Below are 18,937 nucleotides of genomic sequence, written 5' to 3'. Positions count from 1 at the left end.
GGGGCGGTGCCTTTCTGTTACATGTTTTCTGTTATATACATCCAAGGGGGATGAGGATGTGGATTCTACTGAAAAAGTGTTAGCCTCTTGTTGTTATTTCAGTATTTTTGTGTCTCCGTTATTATTTCCGATCATTGTGTATTTTGTTGTTCCTCATGAAGAAGTGAAATTTCATGCAAAGAAAGCTTTCATTTCCCATTTACTACCGTTCTTTTGTATATTTTTCGTTTTTCTACTTGGATTTGTGATGAACACACCAGAACAAATTGGTGTAATGGTACTTATTGCACTGTTGTTATTCGGATTAGTAAACCTTGTTATTTTCATCTGGAATATTGTGAAGGGTGTACAATTGCTTGTCAATGAGTAAATGATTTTCCGAAAGAAGAATCTGATAGGTGGCTTCATTGTATTTGTTCTTGGTATTTTTGGCGTAGTTAACGTATTATTGTTAGTATATATAAATCCACTTTGATTTTTTAACACACGAATCGCTACTATGCAGAATATAATATGCCAGGTACTAGCTTGTTCTTTTTGTTTCAAACTTGGCATGTGGCAGGATAAGGTCCTTCCTTAAAAAGAGGAGTTTTATGTCGTTTTTTCAATTTGTATTTATATATGTAGTTTAGATATTCAGTGTCCCTAGTGAAAAGGAAGTGTAAAGAACATGAGATGGGTTATATCACTTATTGTAAATAGTATTGTGCTAATCGTTGTATCAGGTCTTCTCAAAATATTTGCACCAGGTGCGTTTGAAATAGCGAATATACAAACAGCAGTAATTGCGAGCGTTATTTTGTCTCTTTTAAATGTATTTGTTAAACCGTTATTAATTTTAATTACCTTGCCAATTACTGTGTTAACATTTGGTTTCTTCTTAATCGTTATTAATGCGATTACGCTAAAAATTACGGATTCGTTACTTGGTGATGCATTTAATTTATCTGGATTTGGCGCAGCGATTATGGCAGCGATCTTTATTTCGATTTTAAATATGTTAATTGAAAAAGTGATTATTGAACCGTTATATGAGAAAAAATAATCGGATGGTAGAAAGTATCCGACAAAACGTAAAACATTTTGCGCACAGCGTGAAATGTTTTTTCTTTTTCAAAAGAAACCGTATTTCTTGTTTTAAGAAAAAAATGGTACAATAGCGGGTAGAATGGTAGTCCGCTGCCTAGATACATTCCGCAACGTGGAGGTTTACATATGCCAAAAGTTCGAACGAAAGATTTAATTGAACATTTTCATTTAGAATTAGTAAGTGGTGAGGAAGGAATTCACCGTCCAATTGATACGAGTGATTTATCACGACCTGGAATTGAAATGGCAGGATTTTTCACATATTATCCAGCTGATCGTGTGCAGCTTCTTGGGAAAACGGAGCTTACGTTTTTTGATACATTAACAGAAGAACAGAAGAAAATGCGCATGCAAGCGCTTTGTACAGAAGAAACACCGTGCATTATCGTAACGCGCGGTGAAGATGTGCCAGAGGAGTTAATGCAAGCATCTCGTCAGACGGGTGTGCCGATATTATGTTCACCGTTAAAAACAACACGTTTATCGAGTCGTTTGACGAATTATTTAGAAAGTAAATTGGCGCCAACAACAGCTATTCATGGTGTATTAGTTGATATTTACGGCGTCGGTGTAATGATTACAGGACAAAGTGGTGTCGGGAAAAGCGAAACAGCACTTGAGCTTGTGAAGCGCGGACATCGTCTTGTCGCTGATGATAGTGTAGAAATTCGCCAAGAAGATGACGATACACTAGTCGGGAGTTCACCGGAGTTAATTGAGCATTTACTTGAAATTCGTGGACTTGGCATTATTAACGTAATGACGTTATTTGGTGCAGGTGCAGTGCGTAATCATAAACGTATTACACTTGTGATTAATCTTGAGATTTGGGATCAAAAGAAAAATTACGACCGCCTTGGCTTAGATGAAGAAAAAATGAAAATTATTGATACAGAGATTACAAAGATTACTCTTCCAGTACGACCAGGTCGAAACTTAGCTGTCATTATTGAAGTAGCAGCGATGAACTACCGTTTAAAACGTATGGGCGTCAATGCAGCGCAACAATTTTCAGATCGTCTTATGAGCGCGATTGAACAAGGAGATCAAAATTAAATATAAGTGAAACTTCCATTAATGGAATAGAAGGGGAGTAGAGAATATGCTGTTAGGGTCTGTACCGCAGCTTGATCGCGTAGCAGTTCAGCTTGGGCCGTTTCCAATCTATTGGTACGGTGTCATTATTGGTACGGCTGTGTTGCTTGGATTATTGCTTGCAACCCGCGAAGGAGAGCGTCTCGGTGTTCCGAAAGATACGTTTATTGATTTGGTCCTAATTGCAGTGCCGATTGCAATCATTTGTGCACGTGCATACTATGTTATTTTCGAATGGAACTATTATTCCCAAAATCCAAGCCAAATTATTAACATTCGTCAAGGTGGTTTAGCGATTCATGGCGGATTAATTGGTGCGGTTCTTACCGGAATGGTATTTACAAAAATACGCGGGCTATCTTTTTGGAAGCTAGCAGATATTGCAGCACCAAGTATTTTGCTTGGACAAGCGATTGGCCGCTGGGGCAACTTTATGAACCAAGAAGCTCACGGCGGTGAGGTAACGCGTCAATTTCTTGAAAGTTTGCATTTACCGCAGTTTATTATAAATCAAATGTATATTGATGGCGTATATTACCATCCAACATTTTTATATGAATCACTGTGGAATTTTGCTGGGGTTATTTTACTCCTATTTTTGCGGAGAGCAAATTTGCGCCGCGGAGAACTATTCTTTATCTATTTAACTTGGTACTCCATCGGTCGTTTCTTTGTAGAAGGATTGCGCACAGATAGCTTAATGCTTGGTCCGCTTCGCATTGCGCAGGTTGTCTCCATTGTCTTAATTCTCGTCTCTATCATTTTTGTTGTTGTGAGACGAAAAATGGGGTATGCGGATAAACGATATGCAGAAAAATAATGATAGAACTTCAGAGATAATTCAGAAAAAGTAGCGTCATATATACGGCGCTGCTTCTTTTCATATCCCGCTATTTGCGGGCTTTCCATCAGCGGAAAAAAGCGCTGATGGAAGTTTTACTTGATCCCGCTCTAACAAGCAGTAAGCGCAAAAGGAAATGCGAGAAGAGGAACTGCTTGTAAGAACCCGATTGGGCGGGCTAACCATTCGAAGGAAAAGCGACTTCGAATGGAAGTTTCACTTTATCATACAAACAACTAAGGACGTGGAAAAGATGAACATCAATACAGTGTTATTTGATTTGGATGGAACGTTGATTAATACGAACGAACTTATTATTTCTTCATTTTTATATACTTTAGAAAAGTACTATCCAAATCAGTATCAGCGTGAAGATGTACTGCCGTTTATTGGTCCATCATTGCACGATACATTCAGTAAGATTGACGAAAACCGAGTGGAAGAACTCATCCAATGTTATCGTGATTTTAATCATGAACATCATGATGAGCTAGTAGAAGAGTATGAAACAGTGTATGAGACGGTGCAGGATTTGCGAAAGAAAGGTTATAAAGTTGGGATTGTAACAACGAAGGCGCGCAAAACTGTTGAAATGGGATTAAAACTATCGAAATTAAAACAGTTTTTTGATGTTGTGGTGACAATTGATGATGTAGAGCATGTGAAGCCACATCCAGAACCGATTCAAAAAGCGCTGCAATTATTAGAAGCAAAGCCGGAAGAAGCGTTAATGGTAGGGGATAATCATCACGATATTGTTGGTGGGCAAAATGCTGGCGTGAAGACAGCAGCGGTTGCATGGACAGTTAAAGGACGCGAATATTTAGAGTCTTATAAACCGGATTATATGTTAGAAAAAATGAGTGATTTGTTAACGATCTTAGGCTGACAAGGAGAGAGCATGGTGCGACGGACAACACGCTACCCTGTGTCAGGAGCAAATTCATTATGGAACGTATATAAGACCGTTTCATTTTGGAAAGTGATGAAAAACTTCATTATCATTCAAATTGCGCGTTATACTCCGTTTTTACGGATGAAAAATTGGTTATATCGCACATTTTTGCGCATGCAAGTTGGTGAGCAAACTTCTTTTGCTTTGATGGCTATGCCTGATATTATGTTTCCAGAGAAAATTACGGTTGGGCGTAATTCGATAATTGGTTATAATACAACATTATTAGCTCATGAATATTTAATTACAGAATATCGCCTTGGTGAAATTAGAATTGGAGACGAAGTCATGATTGGAGCAAATTCGACGATTTTACCGGGTATTGTCATTGGAGACGGAGCGATTGTTTCCGCGGGTACACTTGTTCATCGTGATGTACCGAGCGGTGCTTTCGTTGGTGGAAATCCGATGCGTGTTATTTATACGAAAGAGGAAATGGCAGCGAGAGAAGGGAAATGTTAAAAATGTAACATTTCCTTTTCTTTTCGAGAATGAAAAGGAAATAATTGCGTATAATATACTGTTTTGTTTTTAGAAGAATCGTTTATACTTATAGATAGAAGAATGAAATAATGGAGGCTCTATGGGGAAAAATCAAGAAGTTCATAAAGATAACGGACAAGTAATTGCTTTTAATCAATTAGCCGATTTCTTTTATGATAAAGGAATGAAGGCTTATCGCAATCATCATTTAGATGATGCAATTAAATATTTCAAAAGAGCGGCACAAAGTCAGAAAGAGCCGTTTATTTTATGTCAATTAGCAACGGCATTATCAGAAGCGGGAGAGTATCACGAATCGAATCAAATTTTATTGCAAATCGTTCGTACGGGTGAACGAATAGAAGAATGCTATTATTTTATGGCAAATAATTATGCGTATCTTGGTCTATTCCAACAAGCGAAAAAGTATGCAGAGCGTTATTTAGAAATTGCGACGGATAAAGAATTTATTGCAGAGACGATGGAACTTTTAGAGATTATCGAAGAAGAAGAAATAGATGCACCGGAATTAGAAGATGAAGATGGACTAATTGTGATGCAAGAGCAAGCAAATCATTATATTCGGAATGGTCAATTAGAAGAGGCAATTGCTACGCTTGAAGGAGTTATAACGGAATATCCGGAATTTTGGTCGGCACATAATAATTTAGCGATTGCTCATTTTCAGCTTGGTAATGTTGATCAAGCATTGAAAATGACTGAGCTCATTTTAGAGAAGAATCCAGGGAATATTCATGCGTTATGTAATACGCTTATTTTTCTATATTCTATTGGAGAATATAAGCAAGTAGAAAAGTTAGCAGAGCAACTGGAGACGGTGTATCCGATGTCGTTTGAACATCGTGTAAAACTAGGGACAACATTTGCGACAATTGGTCGTTTTGAAAGTGCATATAAATGGTTAAAAGTTTTAAAACGTCAAGGCTATGAAGGTGATGTTAGTTTTTATTATTGGTTTGCATATTCTGCTTACATGGTAAACGATGAACAAACAGCAGAGAAAATGTGGGCACACGTGGTGGAATTACATCCTGATAAAAAAGGAAAAGAGCCTTGGAATGCTATTAATTTAGCAGATGAAGGCCAAAATATTTTATTTCAAGAACTGCAGCAATCATTTCAGCAAAGTGAAACGTTAGAAGAACAAATGCTGGCTTTATATTTAATGAATGAGCTGACGACACCAGAGAAAATCGGCTTTTTCTTTGATGTGATGCAATCTCCTAAGCGTGTTCCAATCGTATCACAGCTCGCGCACTATTTCTTTTTAATAAATAGTCATAAAAGTATCCCACAAGAGCTTCAGCCGTTTGAACAATGTATTCATATTGCTGATGCTTTATACAACTATACAAAAAAAGATGATGAGCTGATTGAAGAGTGTCTATACCTTTGGTTTTGTACATTTATACGCTTATACACGAGCGGAACGGTGTTTACAAATGTATATGGTTGGTCAGCGGCAGTTGAATATATTGTAAGAGGTGAATGTCACGATAAGTTGACGCAGGTAGAACTAGGGAATATATATAATGTATCAGTAGCAACTGTACGAAAGTATGTGCAAGCGGTAAGAAGTGTGCATGCGTAAAGTGAAACTTCCATCAGTGACGCCTTTCTCACTGATGGTTAGCCCTCACCAATCGGGCTTTTACGGGCAGTTATTCTCCCGCTTCTCTGCTTCGCTTTTCCTCTGAATCTTGAGGTGGAAGGTTACTGCCCGCGAATAGCGGGGTAAGAGCGAGCAAATCATTGGGAAAAAAACATTGCCGGCAGTATAATGAGGGTATGAAAAGGTCGTTATGAACAGGAGATGAAGACTATGGCAGAAGAAAAAATTTATGATGTAATTATTATCGGAGCTGGTCCAGCAGGAATGACAGCAGCTGTGTATACATCTCGATCAAATTTAAGTACGTTAATGCTAGAACGCGGTATTCCAGGCGGACAAATGGCAAATACAGAAGAAGTAGAAAACTATCCGGGTTATGACCATATTTTAGGGCCGGATTTATCAAATAAAATGTTTGAACATGCGAAGAAATTCGGTGCAGAATATGCATATGGTGATGTAAAACAAGTTATTGATGGAAAAGAGTATAAAACTATAATCGCTGGAAAGAAAGAATATAAAGCACGTGCAATTATTGTAGCAAGCGGTGCGGAATATAAGAAAATTGGTGTGCCAGGCGAGAAAGAACTTGGCGGACGCGGCGTATCATACTGCGCAGTATGTGACGGTGCATTCTTTAAAGGAAAAGAGCTTGTTGTTGTTGGTGGCGGCGACTCAGCTGTTGAAGAAGGTGTGTATTTAACGCGCTTTGCAACGAAAGTAACAGTTGTTCATCGTCGTGATCAATTGCGTGCACAAAAGATTTTACAGGACCGTGCTTTCCAAAATGAAAAAGTTGATTTCATTTGGAATCACACTGTAAAAGAAATTAATGAAGCAAATGGAAAAGTAGGCAGCGTAACGCTTGTAGATGTAAACAGTGGGGAAGAGCAAGAGTTCAAAACAGACGGTGTGTTTGTTTATGTTGGTATGTTACCACTTTCTAAACCATTTGTAGAATTAGGTATTACAAATGAAAATGGCTATATTGAAACAAATGAACGTATGGAAACAAAAGTTCCTGGTATTTTCGCAGCTGGTGATATTCGTGAAAAAATGCTTCGCCAAATTGTAACAGCAACAGGTGATGGAAGTATTGCAGCGCAAAGTGCACAGCATTACGTGGAATGCCTAGTAGAAGAATTAAAAGAAGAAAAATAATAATTCAAGAAGAGAAGTTACCTTACTGAGGTAACTTCTTTTTCATTTATCGGCGCTTTTTTCGATATATCGGCTGTAGTTTCTATTATTACATTTAATTTTGGATTTGCGATTGTATCATATTTTAGTAAGAAATAAGTGATTGAGGGGTAGTCCTTAGTCACTTATTTTTTTGTTTGTAAAAGGTTAAAACCTACTTTTTTTAAGGGGGGGGCGAGAGCGACTGGTCGTGCATAGTAGCGTTCAGGGCCTTTTTGTGCCACATGCGGAGTTTGAAACAAAAAGACGATGCAAGTGGAGGCTATGTTTTGTTTAGCGTGGCAGTGACTTGTAGGTTGAGAAAACTTTTAGATGGGCGAGAGTGACTGGTTGTGTAAAGATGGGTTCAGGGCCTTTTTGTGCCACGTGCGGAGTTTGAAACAAAAAGACGATGCAAGTTGGAGGTTATGTTTTGTTTAGCGTGGCAGTGACTTGTAGGTTGAGAAAACTTTTAGATGGGCGAGAGTGACTAGCCGTGTAAAGAAGCGTTCAGGGCTTATTTTTGCCACGTTCAGGGCTTGAAACAAAGGGAGGAAACGACTGGGGTTCCTTCGTTGTGACAAACTGTATTTGATAGTATAATGAAGGAAGTATATAATGGGGATTTCTCCGTTAGTAGCTGAGGTGAAGAAGTTTGCAAAGAGTGACGAACTGTGTGTTAATTAAGGATAATGAAGTTCTTCTATTACAAAAGCCTCGTCGAAATTGGTGGGTTGCTCCAGGGGGAAAAATGGAGCGCGGGGAGACAGTAAGAGAATCGGTTGTTCGCGAATATCGCGAAGAAACGGGTATTTATTTGAAAAACCCAGCATTAAAAGGTGTCTTCACTTTCGTAATCCAAGAAGGAGACAAGGTTGTTTCTGAATGGATGATGTTTTCTTTCTTAGCGACAGACTTTGCAGGAGAAAATAAACTGCAAAGCGAAGAAGGGATAATAGGCTGGCATACATTTGATAAGATTGATGAGTTGCCAATGGCACCGGGAGATTATCATATTATTGATTATTTAATTAAAGGAAATGGTATTATTTACGGTACATTTGTATATACACCAGATTTTGAATTGCTTTCGTATCGATTAGATCCGAGTTAAACCATGAGGGGTGATATGATGGATGCGCATAATGATATTAAAATGGTTATTATTACAGGAATGTCTGGAGCCGGGAAAACAGTTGCCTTACAAAGTTTCGAAGATCTAGGATATTTTTGTGTGGATAATTTACCGCCGATGTTGTTGCCAAAGTTTGTTGAATTAATGGCAGACTCGAAAGGTAAAATGAATAAAGTAGCGCTCGGTATTGATTTACGTGGACGAGAGTTCTTTGATCACTTATGGGGAGCGCTTGATGATTTAACAGAACGTACATGGATTATACCGCATATTTTATTCTTAGATGCAAAAGATAGTACACTTGTGACTCGTTATAAAGAAACAAGGCGTTCACATCCACTTGCTCCAACGGGTCTTCCGTTAAAAGGAATAGAAGCAGAGCGTTCATTATTAACAGATATGAAGGCGCGTGCGAATATTGTACTTGATACATCAGAATTAAAGCCGAAAGAGTTAAGAGAAAAGATTATTCAATTATTCTCAACTGAGGGTGAACAAGCATTTCGTGTAAATGTGATGTCATTTGGATTCAAATATGGTATTCCAATTGATGCTGATTTAGTATTTGATGTTCGTTTTTTACCAAATCCATACTATATTCCACATATGAAGCCATTAACAGGTCTTGATGAGGAAGTATCGTCATATGTGCTTAAATTTAATGAAACGCACAAGTTTTTAGAGAAGTTAACTGACCTTATTTCCTTTATGCTTCCGCATTATAAACGCGAAGGGAAAAGTCAGCTTGTTATTGCGATTGGATGTACAGGTGGGCAACATCGATCCGTTACACTTGCAGAATATTTAACGAAATATTTAAAGCAAGAGTATACAACGCATGTATCTCATCGTGATGTGGAGAAGAGAAAGGGACATTAAGAGATGGGAAAAGAGGGGAAACCAAAAATCGTTATTATGGGAGGTGGAACGGGTCTATCCGTTTTGCTTCGCGGTTTAAAAACGTATCCTGTTGATATTACAGCGATTGTAACGGTCGCTGATGATGGGGGAAGTTCTGGAAGGCTCCGTGATGAGTTAAAAATCCCGCCTCCTGGAGATATTCGTAACGTGCTGGTTGCGTTGTCTGATGTAGAGCCTTTGGTGGAGTTGTTATTTCAGCATCGCTTTACATCAGGAGAAGGATTAACAGGACATGCGCTTGGAAATTTATTGTTAGCTGGAATGACAGCTATTACAGGTGATTTCTTTCATGCGATTACGGAAACGAGTAAAGTGTTAAATGTGAGAGGACGTGTACTTCCAGCTGCAAATCAAAGTGTTGTTTTGCATGCGGAATTGGAAGATGGTCAAATTGTAAGCGGGGAATCGAAAATTCCGTATTACGGGAAAAAAATTAACCGTGTCTTTTTAACACCGGGGGAAGTAGAGCCGCTTCATGAAACGTTAATGGAAATTCAAAGAGCTGATTTACTTTTATTTGGACCAGGAAGTTTGTATACGAGCATTTTGCCGAATTTAATGGTGAAAAAAATCGGTGAGGCAGTACTTCAGGCAAAAGCGAAGAAAGCATATGTTTGTAATGTTATGACTCAAGCTGGTGAAACAATGGGATATACAGCGTTTGACCATGTGAAAGCATTGCATGATCATCTTGGAGAAGCGTTTATCGATACAGCAATCGTTAACGATGAATCAATCCCATCTCAATTATTAGGACGCTATGCAAAAGAAATGTCGGAGCCAGTTGAGATCGATGAAGAACGTTTTGCTGCGCATAATATTAAGTTGATTAAAGGTTGTTTGGCAAAGTATGATGATAAAGTTGTGCGTCATGATACGATAAAGCTAGCTTCGATTTTATATTCATTAATATAACTTGTAAGCTATAAAGCGTTACTTCTTTGAGGTAACGCTACAAATTCATTTAGGGTAGTAATGATCATTAATAGGAGGTGAAACGGTTGTCCTTTGCATCAGAAACAAAGAAGGAGCTAACAAAGCTTACGATGAAGGAATGCTGTGAGAAGGCAGAGTTGTCAGCATTGCTTCGTATGAACGGTTCACTCTCCTTTTCAAACCGCCGTGTAATCATTGACATTCAAACGGAAAATGCAGCGATTGCGCGGAGAATCTATACATTATTGAAAAAAGGATATAACGTGACAGTTGAACTACTTGTGCGTAAGAAAATGCGCTTAAAGAAAAATAATGTGTACATCGTTCGTTTAGTTGAAAGAGCGCGTGAAATTTTATCCGATTTACACATTGTGCGAGAAGACTTTTCGTTTATTCGCGATATTTCACAAGAATTAATTGAGAAAAAGTGTTGTAAACGTTCGTACTTACGCGGTGCATTTTTAGCGGGTGGTTCTGTAAATAATCCAGAAACATCGTCGTATCATTTAGAAGTTTTCTCGTTATACCAGGAGCACAATGATGCGATATGTGAACTTATGAATGAGTTTATGTTAAATAGTAAAACGTTAGAAAGACGAAAAGGGTACATTACGTATTTAAAGGAAGCGGAAAAGATTACCGAATTCTTAAATATTATTGGTGCTCATAGTGCTCTTTTAAAGTTTGAAGATATTCGGATTGTGCGTGATATGCGTAATTCTGTAAATCGTCTTGTGAATTGTGAAACAGCAAACTTAAATAAAACGATTGGTGCAGCTTTAAGACAGATTGAAAACATTCGTTATATTGAAGAGACTGTTGGACTTGACTTTTTACCAGATAAATTACGTGAAATCGCAGAACTACGTATCAATTATCAAGATGTTACATTGAAAGAATTAGGAGAAATGGTATCTGGGGGAAACATTAGTAAATCGGGGATCAATCATCGTTTGCGTAAAATTGATGACATTGCAGAGAAATTACGCGCCGGTGAAGCGGTTATAAAAAAATAAAGGGCAAAGGGGAATGGAACAGTGGTTCAAAAACTGGTAGAGGTACGGTTGAAGACTGGATTACAAGCACGTCCGGCGGCGTTGTTTGTACAAGAGGCAAATCGTTTTCAAGCTGATATTTTTATGGAAAAAGACGGGAAAACGGTCAATGCTAAAAGTATTATGGGGATTATGAGCTTAGCTGTTGGATCTGGATGTGAAGTTACAATTACGACAGAAGGATCAGATGAGACAGAAGCATTAGCAGCACTTGTTGCTTATGTACAAAAAGAACAATAAAAAGCTATCGCGAATGTGCGATAGCTTTTTATTGTGGCTGGGCTACTCGCCGCGTGTCGAATGTGGTCGAGGGGTCTTTAAATCGTGTCGAGTCGCCGATAAATTGTGCCGAGTCGCTGATAAATGAAAAAGAGCTATCAGGAATGATAGCTCTTTTCTATAAGCGATTAGCGATTTGTAAAGATTTTATCGATTAAGCCGTATTCTAGCGCTTTTTCTGCTGTCATGAAGTTGTCGCGTTCTGTGTCGCGCTCGATTACTTCTAAGTCTTGACCTGTACGCTCAGCAAGAATTTTGTTTAGTTTATCACGTAAGAATAGGATACGTTTTGCAGCGATTTCGATTTCTGTCGCTTGTCCTTGTGCGCCGCCAAGTGGTTGGTGAATCATAACTTCACTGTTTGGAAGAGCGAAACGTTTTCCTTTTTCACCAGCTGCAAGTAAGAAAGCACCCATAGATGCAGCCATACCGATACAAATTGTAGATACGTTTGGTTTAATGAATTGCATTGTATCGTAAATTGCCATACCAGCTGTAATAGATCCACCAGGACTGTTGATGTATATATGAATATCCTTTTCTGGGTCTTGTGATTCTAAGAATAAAAGCTGAGAAACGATTGAGTTTGCTACGTTGTCATCAATTGCGCTACCAAGCATGATGATGCGGTCTTTTAATAAACGAGAGTAAATATCGTAAGCACGTTCCCCGCGATTTGTTTGTTCAATAACTGTAGGAATTAAATTCATGTGTAACTTCCTCCTTTAACACATTTGTTAATTTTATAATACAATTATGGTCAATAAAGGTCAAACAAAACCACTTCAGTTTCAAAAAATATGTAGTTGTATCATGTTAATTCGCTATAAATAAGGAATTCCCTTCTTCTGTACCTTCCTCATCATAACCGAATTGGGTGAATTTAAACATACTTATAGAAAACCCCTCTTTTTTTAGGTAGGCGAGTGCATCCGGCCATGCATAGAAGCGGTCAGGACCTGTTTTTGCCACATGCGAAGTGAAAACCAAAAAAGAACGCTATTACATATATAAGCGTTCTTTTCCGTACTATTCCTTTAGTAAATACGTAACTTTATTTAAAATTTCTTCTAGCTTCTTGGCGTTGTTTGCATACATGTTCGCGGCAATGCTTGATTTCGTTTCTAAAGAAAAGAGTTCAAGATCAGCATGACACTTCTTTAAGGAAGCGAATAATAATGGTTTGTCTTGAGGAGAAGGCATTTGGATTTTATCGTTGTATATGTCGACTGTTAGTTGGCCGTAGGAGTCGACTTGTCCAATGAATACGTTGTCGATTGCAACCCCCATTTTTTCGAGTTCGGTGCGAACCCAAGCGCGGTTATGACCGCTTGCTGCAAGAGGTTCATCTATTATGTTTCCATCCATAATGATTGTGTGTGTTTCTTTTTCGTTTGGTAGTTTTAATCCGATATCTTTTGCAGTTAATGGTTGCTTGTCCTTCTTCAATAATACGTTTAGTTCACCGCTCGGTTCTAATATAGCGAATTCAACATCGGTTATGTTGAATACATCTTTTTTTCGCAGAAGTTCTAATAGTTCGTCGCTTGTATATTTTTCCTTTTTTAAATTATCTTCGAGTACTTTGCCGTCTTTTATAAAAATAGTGGATTTACCTTCTACAAAATCTCGTACTGTTTTATTTTTTAAGGAAATTAGTCCTGCGAAAAAGGGAATGACGGCAAAAACCAGCATACTAGAAATACCGTGGAAGAAGTTTTGTTCCAGTCCTGTTGACACTTCCGCAGCGATATCACCGATTGTCATACCTGCTATGTATTCAAAAAAGGAAAGTTGAGCGATTTGTCTTTTGCCAAGCCATTTCGTAATGGCGAATAAAACAATTAAGACACATAAAGAACGTATAATGACAAGTGGCCATTCTGGTATGTGAATGTTAGGCATGTATATCCTCTCCAGTCTTCCTAAAATCCTTTATATTGTGGTTCTTCTCGCTCTAATGTTGAAACGCGCCCTTGTATATCAGCGATAATACTATCCATCTCTAACATACATTCATGAAAAACGCGCTTTGTTTCTTGATCAGCAGAGTTTTGAGAAAGGGCGCTTAAACTTGCTTGTGCACCTTTCAAACTAGCAAGGCATGTTTTGACGCTTGCAACAACGGTCATGAGAGCACCTCTTATCCTTTTGGTTTAAATAATAAAGCTCCAATAAATCCGAAGATAATTGCGGCGGATACACCAGCGCTTGTTACTTTAAACATTCCTGTTATAACGCCAATGATTCCATGTTCAGCAGCTTCGGCCATTGCGCCGTGAACGAGAGCGTTCCCAAAGCTTGTAATAGGAACCGTTGCACCCGCTCCGGCAAAATCAATTAATGGTTCATACAAATTAAATCCGTCTAATATAGCGCCAATGACAACAAGTGTCGCCATTGTATGAGCGGGGGTGAGTTTGAAGACGTCGAACATAATTTGTCCAATGACACAAATGATGCCGCCGATTACAAAAGCCCAGAAAAAGATCATGTATTATACACCTCCAACTTCAATGGATACTGCATGGGCGATACAAGGAATTGTTTCTTGTTGCTGGAAAGTTAATGGGGAAAGTAGGGCCCCGGTAGCAACTACAAGTATTTTGCGAAACTCTCCTTTTTTCATTCGGTTTAGTAAATGTCCATACACAACAGTTGCTGAGCAGCCTGGGCCACTTGCTCCTGCTAAAATAGGTTGGTCGTCTCTATAAATGAGCAATCCGCAATCTTGAAATTGTTCGCTTCGTATAGATGTTCCTTGCTTTCGTAGTAAGTCATAGGCAATTTCTCGTCCGACATGACCGAGATCGCCCGTTACAATTAAGTCGTAGTAGGATACGTCGATTTGTCGTTCTCTTAAATGTGCTTCTATCGTGTCGACAGCAGCGGGAGCCATAGCCCCTCCCATATTAAACGGATCGGTTAATCCCATATCGATCACTCTTCCGATTGTTGCTGATGTTACGCAAGGTCCATCTCCTTGATCACTTAATAAGGCAACACCGGCTCCTGTTACTGTCCACTGCGCGGTAGGGGGTTTTTGTCCTCCGTATTCAGTTGGATATCTAAACTGTTTTTCTATAGCGGTATTATGGCTTGATGCTCCTGTTAATAAATATTTCGCTCCTTTTGCATTTACGATGCTTGCCCCTAACGCAAGTCCTTCCATTGAAGTAGAACAAGCGCCGAATAATCCGAGATAGGGAGTGCCGAGTGTCCGGCAAGCAAAGCTTGAAGGTGTAATTTGATTAATTAAATCTCCCGCCAAGATAAATTGAACATCTTCCTTCCGTAGTTTTGCTTTTTCGGTTGCTCTGCTGCAAGCCTCTTCGAATAAAACGCGATGTGCCTTTTCATAAGAGTCTTGTCCTAGCCATAAATTATCATGCAATGTATCGAAATCGTCAGGGATGTTGCCGTTTGCTTCAAATGGTCCGCCAATGACACCAGTTGAGATAATCACGGGTTTGTTTTCAAATACCCATGTTCGGTGACCTTGTAACATTTAAAATCCTCCCCATTGAATTAAAATTGTGCGAATCAGTGCAATTACAAAAGCGGAAAATACACCAAATAAAATAACGGATCCGGCTAGTTTAAACATATTTCCGCCCACTCCAAGAACAAAACCTTCCGTACGGTGCTCGATACAAGCGGATATGACAGAATTTCCAAATCCGGTCACTGGAACGGCTGTACCTGCCCCGCCAAACTGAGCTAATCGATCGTATACACCAAAACCTGTTAGGAGCATAGAAATAAAGATCATTGTTGCTACAGTTGGGTTCCCCGCAGATTGTTCAGTAAAATCGAAATAAGTAATATAAAATGTGGAGATAAGTTGACCGATTAAACAAATGAATCCGCCAACAAAAAATGCTTTTATACAATTTTTTAGAACAGGACGCTTCGGCTCACGCTGCTGTTCAAACTTTTTATATTCTTGTTGCACTGGTGTTAAGTCTTTGTTTTGGCTCGACATATGAATCCATCCTTTTCTATGGTGAAAAGTATTATCCCGCTATTCGTGGGCAGTAAATTGAAGAAGAACGGGGGAACTACCCGTAAAAGCCCGATTGGGCGGGCTTTCCCTCAGTAAGAAAAGCATCACTGATGGAAGTTTCACTTTATTACGTATCAGAATGCATTTCTTCTTTCACTACTTTTAGTTGTTTCTTAATCTCTTTCTTATCCGCTTTTTTGTTTTTAATCTTCGTTTCTAATTTATCTAGCAACATAAAAATTTTTTTATCTGTACTGACATAAATTTTTGAATTTGGATACTTTTTTTCTAATGTTTGTTTCATTTTCTTTTTTAATTTCTTTAGCTGAAAGCGTTCGTGGTGCTCTGGTTTCGCGGCTACATACAGTTCGTTATCTAAATTAACCGCCTTTACATCAATTATTTCTTCCATATTAAAAATCTTATCTTTCGCTTGATTTGCTATGGATTGATCAACAGACTCCATACTGACTTGTTTTAATTTCGTATCTTCTTTAGTTGCTTTGTGTTCTTCTTTCTCATTTGCTTCTTTTTTTACTTTTTTATCTAGTGGGCTGTTACAGCCGCTTAGGAAATTGAGGGAGAGAAGGAATAACAAAGTAATAATCCTAAATTTTCGCATTGTATCATTCCGTTTCTATAGCTCTATGTAATTTGAGGTGAAAAAAGGATGATATGGTATCACCCTTTTTTCGGTTCAGTGTAAAGTAGGCATCAATGCCCTTTACTGTTGTGTATATTGAGGTTCTTCTTGTTGAACCTCTTCAACGCGTGGAGATAAAGAATCAATAATCGTTTGCGTTTGCTGCGCTGCACTTTGGAATAATTGCTTTGCTTGTTGGTTATCAGTATCAAGAGCGAACCCTTCTAAGCTCGCTTGTGCACTTTTTAATCCTGAAACAGTTTGTTTAAGTTTCGTAATTACAGTCATAACGTAATTCCTCCTCTGTTTGAATTGAATTTCAATGATTAGAATTTGTGAATGTGCGTTGAAATATAATTACCAATTTTAGGTTTTGTTCGAAATGTAAATTTTTATCATGTAATTTGAAAATGTAAGGGATTAGCAGGTTTTCTATATAAGCGAGTAGCAAGCATGTTGTATTCTGCATAGCAATGAATTGTATGTAGGGAAATTAAAATATCAATAGTTATGGTTATTAGAAAATAACGATTATGTGTAAATTTGTAGGCTTTTGATGGAGAGTACATATTTTATATTTCGTAGTTCAAAATATCATGTATCAATTGAAATATGGAGAATAAAAATTAGCAAACGACGATAAAAAGGAGAAAAAGTTATGGATCATCATACTTTAATTAGATGGTTGGAAGCGATGTTAATTATTTTCGCATTAATTGCAATTTGGTTTTCTGCAAGTAATTTCAGTAGTGTGAAGCGCTTTTTAATTGGTCGTCCTATGTCAACGTCAGAGCTTCATGCGCAACATAACAAGTTATTTTGGTTAATCGCGCTGCCGATCCTTTCAGCGGATTTGTATTCATCTGTTGCATATGGACCTGAATCAGGAATGACAGAGCTTGTAGGACTTGGCCCTGATGCGAAATGGTTAATTTTACCGATTACCATTTCTACTATCGTTCTTTTGGCAATATTGATTGTCTCGTATATTATGGGGATTTTGGCATATCCAAACGGCGGGGGAGCGTATGCTATTGCGAAGGATAACTTCAAGCCACGCTGGGTTTCTCTTGTTGCCTCTAGTTCTTTGCTTGTTGATTATGTGTTGACCGTAGCTGTATCCGTATCTGCGGCGATGGAAGCTGTTTCTTCAGCGTATCCTGTAGTCGCTCCTTATGAAACGATTTTGGCTATTTTATGCGTCGTTCTTTTAGTGCTTGTAAACTTACGCGGAGTAGCAGAATCAGCTCGCGTATTTGCTTGGCCGACATTCGGGTTTATGATTTGTATGTTAACTTTAATTTTTACGGGCTTTTTTGATGAACTTCGTCACGGGTTTATTCAACCAAGTACACCGAGCTTTGGAACAGTTCCAGAGGGCTTAACAACTTTACTAGTTTTGAAAGCGTTCAGTTCAGCTTGTTCAGCCCTTACAGGAATTGAGACGATTTCAAATGCAGTTCCTATTTTTAGAGAACCACAGCAAAAAAACGCAATTAGAACGTATATTGCTTTAGGTTCGATCACAGCTGTGACACTGTTAGGATTTTCGTTTCATCTGTATGCGAAAGGTATTACGCCAGACCCACATAACACGATGTTGTCACAGTTAGCTGGCATGTATTTTGGACATGGAATTTTATATCAAGTCATTATATGGTTTACGTTCATTGTGTTAATTTTAGCAGCAAACTCTACATTTACAGGATTTTCTCAGCTTGCTGCGATTGTAGCAGCAGACGGATTTTTGCCTCGAAGCTTAACAAATCGCGGAGACCGCTTAGGATATTCGAATGGAATTATTGCGTTAGCATCACTAGCATGTATTTTGATTATAGCGTTTCATGCGCATACGAATGCGTTAATTCCGCTTTATGCGATCGGTGTGTTCCTTTCGTTTACAGTAGCGCAAATTGGTTTGATGCGCCGCTGGAAGCGAGTGAAAGGATCAAACTGGAAAGTTAAGTTTACAATTAATACAGTTGGTGCTGTGATTACATCAATCGTTGCCGTTATTTTTGCTGTTACAAAATTTACGGGCGGCGCCTGGGTTGTATTAGTTGTCTTGCCGATTGTTATTTTCATCTCAATGTCCATTCACAAGCATTATGAAGATGTTGCGAAAGAACTGCGCATCGATATGCAAACGATACGTCCAGAAGCAAGCGATATAGTCACACTCGTTTTAGTGTCAGGCGTTCATCGTGTTGTGAACAACACGATATCCTTTGCGAAAAGTGTAGATGTGGATCCGATTGCTGTATATGTTGGTTTCGATGCTGCATCTATAAATAAAATGGAGACAAAGTGGAAAGAATGGGGAACTCCTTGTAGACTGGTAGTTCTTCGCAGTAAATATCGGTCTATACTTGAACCGCTGAATCGCCTTATTAAAACGATAGAAGCGAAACAAAAGGGTGGGGGACACATTCATATTATTATTCCGCAGTTTATTCCGCACAAATGGTGGCATCATGCGTTGCATAACCAAAGTGCGCTTCTATTACGCATGTGGTTTATGCGCAATAAAGATATTGTAATTACAACGGTTCCATATCATTTGCAGAAATAATATCGTTTCATGATTGGCAGCCCACATCGTTACGTGATGTGGGCTGTTATTCAGTAATTATGACATAAGAAGTAATTGCTTCCAAAACGAAGATATCGTATAATAAACATTACGC

22 protein-coding genes are annotated in these 18,937 nt (G+C 38.5%); 14 read left to right on the top strand and 8 right to left on the bottom strand.

The annotated features are described in order from the left end of the window. Positions 1 to 58 precede the first annotated feature (58 nt). From BR72_RS04385 to BR72_RS04325, 13 genes are all read left to right on the top strand, one after another. Positions 59 to 370, top strand: a complete 312-nt coding sequence (locus tag BR72_RS04385) for a magnetosome magnetite crystal formation protein family (protein ID WP_035430487.1) — start codon at positions 59 to 61, stop codon at positions 368 to 370. Positions 371 to 670: 300 nt separating this feature from the next. Next, the gene (locus tag BR72_RS04380) at positions 671 to 1,045 is read left to right on the top strand and encodes a phage holin family protein (RefSeq protein ID WP_035430486.1); all 375 of its coding nucleotides are present in this window, start codon (positions 671 to 673) and stop codon (positions 1,043 to 1,045) included. Between the two features lie 170 nt (positions 1,046 to 1,215). Further along, positions 1,216 to 2,145, top strand: coding sequence for an HPr(Ser) kinase/phosphatase (gene hprK / locus BR72_RS04375; protein ID WP_035430485.1), 930 nt, complete (start codon positions 1,216 to 1,218; stop codon positions 2,143 to 2,145). 46 nt (positions 2,146 to 2,191) lie between these two features. Further along, positions 2,192 to 3,004, top strand: coding sequence for a prolipoprotein diacylglyceryl transferase (lgt, locus tag BR72_RS04370; RefSeq protein ID WP_035430483.1), 813 nt, complete (start codon positions 2,192 to 2,194; stop codon positions 3,002 to 3,004). A gap of 274 nt (positions 3,005 to 3,278) precedes the next feature. Beyond that, the gene (ppaX, locus tag BR72_RS04365) at positions 3,279 to 3,914 is read left to right on the top strand and encodes a pyrophosphatase PpaX (RefSeq protein WP_035430481.1); all 636 of its coding nucleotides are present in this window, start codon (positions 3,279 to 3,281) and stop codon (positions 3,912 to 3,914) included. Positions 3,915 to 3,929: 15 nt separating this feature from the next. After that, the gene (locus BR72_RS04360; protein ID WP_035430669.1) at positions 3,930 to 4,442 is read left to right on the top strand and encodes an acyltransferase; all 513 of its coding nucleotides are present in this window, start codon (positions 3,930 to 3,932) and stop codon (positions 4,440 to 4,442) included. Positions 4,443 to 4,563: 121 nt separating this feature from the next. Further along, positions 4,564 to 6,075: a tetratricopeptide repeat protein gene (locus BR72_RS04355; RefSeq protein ID WP_035430479.1), complete on the top strand. Its 1,512-nt coding sequence runs from the start codon at positions 4,564 to 4,566 to the stop codon at positions 6,073 to 6,075. A gap of 222 nt (positions 6,076 to 6,297) precedes the next feature. Further along, positions 6,298 to 7,257, top strand: coding sequence for a thioredoxin-disulfide reductase (gene trxB, locus BR72_RS04350; protein WP_090998051.1), 960 nt, complete (start codon positions 6,298 to 6,300; stop codon positions 7,255 to 7,257). A 673-nt stretch (positions 7,258 to 7,930) separates the two neighbouring features. Next, entirely contained in the window at positions 7,931 to 8,389 is a 459-nt protein-coding gene (locus tag BR72_RS04345; protein WP_028411235.1) for an NUDIX hydrolase, read from the top strand. Positions 8,390 to 8,407: 18 nt separating this feature from the next. After that, a complete protein-coding gene (rapZ, locus tag BR72_RS04340) occupies positions 8,408 to 9,289 on the top strand; it encodes an RNase adapter RapZ (protein WP_035430475.1) in 882 nt (293 codons plus the stop codon). 3 nt (positions 9,290 to 9,292) lie between these two features. After that, entirely contained in the window at positions 9,293 to 10,246 is a 954-nt protein-coding gene (locus BR72_RS04335; RefSeq protein WP_035430474.1) for a gluconeogenesis factor YvcK family protein, read from the top strand. 86 nt (positions 10,247 to 10,332) lie between these two features. Beyond that, positions 10,333 to 11,283 carry a DNA-binding protein WhiA gene (whiA, locus tag BR72_RS04330; RefSeq protein ID WP_035430472.1) on the top strand — a complete coding sequence of 317 codons (951 nt, stop codon included), beginning with the start codon at positions 10,333 to 10,335 and terminating at the stop codon, positions 11,281 to 11,283. A gap of 21 nt (positions 11,284 to 11,304) precedes the next feature. Further along, a complete protein-coding gene (locus BR72_RS04325) occupies positions 11,305 to 11,562 on the top strand; it encodes an HPr family phosphocarrier protein (RefSeq protein WP_035430471.1) in 258 nt (85 codons plus the stop codon). A gap of 167 nt (positions 11,563 to 11,729) precedes the next feature. Here BR72_RS04325 and clpP read toward each other — a convergent pair whose 3' ends face one another. The 8 genes from clpP to BR72_RS04285 form a co-directional block, all read right to left on the bottom strand. After that, on the bottom strand, positions 11,730 to 12,311 hold the full coding sequence (clpP, locus tag BR72_RS04320) for an ATP-dependent Clp endopeptidase proteolytic subunit ClpP (protein WP_020061713.1): 582 nt from the start codon (positions 12,309 to 12,311) through the stop codon (positions 11,730 to 11,732). A 319-nt stretch (positions 12,312 to 12,630) separates the two neighbouring features. Next, complete coding sequence (locus BR72_RS04315; protein WP_035430470.1) at positions 12,631 to 13,506, bottom strand: DUF421 domain-containing protein; 876 nt, start codon at positions 13,504 to 13,506, stop codon at positions 12,631 to 12,633. A gap of 20 nt (positions 13,507 to 13,526) precedes the next feature. Further along, on the bottom strand, positions 13,527 to 13,733 hold the full coding sequence (locus tag BR72_RS04310; RefSeq protein WP_035430469.1) for a DUF1657 domain-containing protein: 207 nt from the start codon (positions 13,731 to 13,733) through the stop codon (positions 13,527 to 13,529). A gap of 11 nt (positions 13,734 to 13,744) precedes the next feature. Beyond that, a complete protein-coding gene (spoVAE, locus tag BR72_RS04305) occupies positions 13,745 to 14,095 on the bottom strand; it encodes a stage V sporulation protein AE (protein ID WP_035430468.1) in 351 nt (116 codons plus the stop codon). 3 nt (positions 14,096 to 14,098) lie between these two features. Further along, positions 14,099 to 15,109 (bottom strand): stage V sporulation protein AD, encoded by a 1,011-nt coding sequence (gene spoVAD / locus BR72_RS04300; RefSeq protein ID WP_035430467.1) that lies wholly within the window; start codon positions 15,107 to 15,109, stop codon positions 14,099 to 14,101. Continuing rightward, a complete protein-coding gene (spoVAC, locus tag BR72_RS04295; RefSeq protein WP_035430466.1) occupies positions 15,110 to 15,586 on the bottom strand; it encodes a stage V sporulation protein AC in 477 nt (158 codons plus the stop codon). Positions 15,587 to 15,734: 148 nt separating this feature from the next. Further along, on the bottom strand, positions 15,735 to 16,229 hold the full coding sequence (locus tag BR72_RS04290; RefSeq protein WP_035430465.1) for a YhcN/YlaJ family sporulation lipoprotein: 495 nt from the start codon (positions 16,227 to 16,229) through the stop codon (positions 15,735 to 15,737). A 102-nt stretch (positions 16,230 to 16,331) separates the two neighbouring features. Continuing rightward, positions 16,332 to 16,538 carry a DUF1657 domain-containing protein gene (locus BR72_RS04285; RefSeq protein ID WP_035430463.1) on the bottom strand — a complete coding sequence of 69 codons (207 nt, stop codon included), beginning with the start codon at positions 16,536 to 16,538 and terminating at the stop codon, positions 16,332 to 16,334. 370 nt (positions 16,539 to 16,908) lie between these two features. On the opposite strand from BR72_RS04285, the gene BR72_RS04280 reads away from it, so the two are divergent. Then, a complete protein-coding gene (locus BR72_RS04280; protein ID WP_035430461.1) occupies positions 16,909 to 18,822 on the top strand; it encodes an APC family permease in 1,914 nt (637 codons plus the stop codon). Positions 18,823 to 18,937: the final 115 nt, after the last annotated feature.

It is taken from the genome of Bacillus sp. UNC322MFChir4.1, assembly GCF_000746135.1.
In the GTDB taxonomy this organism is placed as follows: Bacteria; Bacillota; Bacilli; order Bacillales; family Bacillaceae_G; genus Bacillus_A.
This window is presented reverse-complemented; position numbering and strand designations above follow the sequence as displayed.

What these genes read in the sequence shown, in the direction of transcription:
- BR72_RS04310 (WP_035430469.1), bottom strand. Translation starts at nt 13,733, where the DNA reads ATGACCGTTGTTGCAAGCGTCAAAACATGCCTTGCTAGTTTGAAAGGT.
- rapZ (WP_035430475.1), top strand. Translation starts at nt 8,408, where the DNA reads ATGGATGCGCATAATGATATTAAAATGGTTATTATTACAGGAATGTCT.
- spoVAE (WP_035430468.1), bottom strand. Translation starts at nt 14,095, where the DNA reads ATGATCTTTTTCTGGGCTTTTGTAATCGGCGGCATCATTTGTGTCATT.
- lgt (WP_035430483.1), top strand. Translation starts at nt 2,192, where the DNA reads ATGCTGTTAGGGTCTGTACCGCAGCTTGATCGCGTAGCAGTTCAGCTT.
- hprK (WP_035430485.1), top strand. Translation starts at nt 1,216, where the DNA reads ATGCCAAAAGTTCGAACGAAAGATTTAATTGAACATTTTCATTTAGAA.
- BR72_RS04380 (WP_035430486.1), top strand. Translation starts at nt 671, where the DNA reads ATGAGATGGGTTATATCACTTATTGTAAATAGTATTGTGCTAATCGTT.
- BR72_RS04355 (WP_035430479.1), top strand. Translation starts at nt 4,564, where the DNA reads ATGGGGAAAAATCAAGAAGTTCATAAAGATAACGGACAAGTAATTGCT.
- BR72_RS04290 (WP_035430465.1), bottom strand. Translation starts at nt 16,229, where the DNA reads ATGCGAAAATTTAGGATTATTACTTTGTTATTCCTTCTCTCCCTCAAT.
- BR72_RS04315 (WP_035430470.1), bottom strand. Translation starts at nt 13,506, where the DNA reads ATGCCTAACATTCACATACCAGAATGGCCACTTGTCATTATACGTTCT.
- BR72_RS04280 (WP_035430461.1), top strand. Translation starts at nt 16,909, where the DNA reads ATGGATCATCATACTTTAATTAGATGGTTGGAAGCGATGTTAATTATT.
- spoVAC (WP_035430466.1), bottom strand. Translation starts at nt 15,586, where the DNA reads ATGTCGAGCCAAAACAAAGACTTAACACCAGTGCAACAAGAATATAAA.
- clpP (WP_020061713.1), bottom strand. Translation starts at nt 12,311, where the DNA reads ATGAATTTAATTCCTACAGTTATTGAACAAACAAATCGCGGGGAACGT.
- BR72_RS04335 (WP_035430474.1), top strand. Translation starts at nt 9,293, where the DNA reads ATGGGAAAAGAGGGGAAACCAAAAATCGTTATTATGGGAGGTGGAACG.
- spoVAD (WP_035430467.1), bottom strand. Translation starts at nt 15,109, where the DNA reads ATGTTACAAGGTCACCGAACATGGGTATTTGAAAACAAACCCGTGATT.
- BR72_RS04285 (WP_035430463.1), bottom strand. Translation starts at nt 16,538, where the DNA reads ATGACTGTAATTACGAAACTTAAACAAACTGTTTCAGGATTAAAAAGT.
- ppaX (WP_035430481.1), top strand. Translation starts at nt 3,279, where the DNA reads ATGAACATCAATACAGTGTTATTTGATTTGGATGGAACGTTGATTAAT.
- trxB (WP_090998051.1), top strand. Translation starts at nt 6,298, where the DNA reads ATGAAGACTATGGCAGAAGAAAAAATTTATGATGTAATTATTATCGGA.